At 67.4% G+C, this 634-nt stretch carries 1 pseudogene; it reads left to right on the forward strand.

Annotated features, from left to right (window positions below):
- Positions 1-92: 92 nt before the first annotated feature.
- Positions 93-634, forward strand: a pseudogene (locus IH09_RS38660) (transposase); the annotation flags it as partial.

Below are 634 nucleotides of genomic sequence, written 5' to 3' on the forward strand. Positions count from 1 at the left end.
TTCATTCCAGGATGCCCTGCCTGTGTGGCTGTGCTTCCGTCGTCACTGCCGTGCGCCTGGGCGCACATGGTTCGCAGCGGTAGGTCAGGAGCATGCCTGCGCGACGCCCGTATCCGAGTGACCTGTCCGATGCCCGCTGGGAGTTGATCGAACCAGTACTGGCTACCTGGCGCTTCGAGCGCCGGGGCCGGGCCCTGGACTTCGGCCGGCCGCCCGAGCACGACCTGCGCGAGATCAAGGACGCGATCTTGTATGTGGACCGTACCGGGGTCCAGTGGCGCTATCTGCCACACGACTTTCCGCCCTGGGAAACGGTCTACGGATACTTCGCGAAGTGGACGAAGGAAGGTGTCTTCACCCAGCTCCACGGCCTGCTCAGGGGGCTCGTGCGACAGAAGGAAGGGCGCAGCGCGAAGCCGTCGGCCTGCGTGATCGACGCGCAGAGCGTGAAGACCTCCACCAGCGTCCCCGCCGCCGGGCAGGGCATCGACGCGGCGAAGAAGATCGTGAACGCACCCCCGGGACCAAGGGCTTTGCCCCGCTGCCGAAGCGCTGGACCGTGGAGCGGACCTACGGGTGGCTCATGTTCCACCGCCGCCTGGCCCGCGACTACGAAACCCTCCCCGCCCGCTCC

It is taken from the genome of Streptomyces celluloflavus (assembly GCA_000720995.1).
In the GTDB taxonomy this organism is placed as follows: domain Bacteria; phylum Actinomycetota; class Actinomycetes; order Streptomycetales; family Streptomycetaceae; genus Streptomyces; species Streptomyces celluloflavus.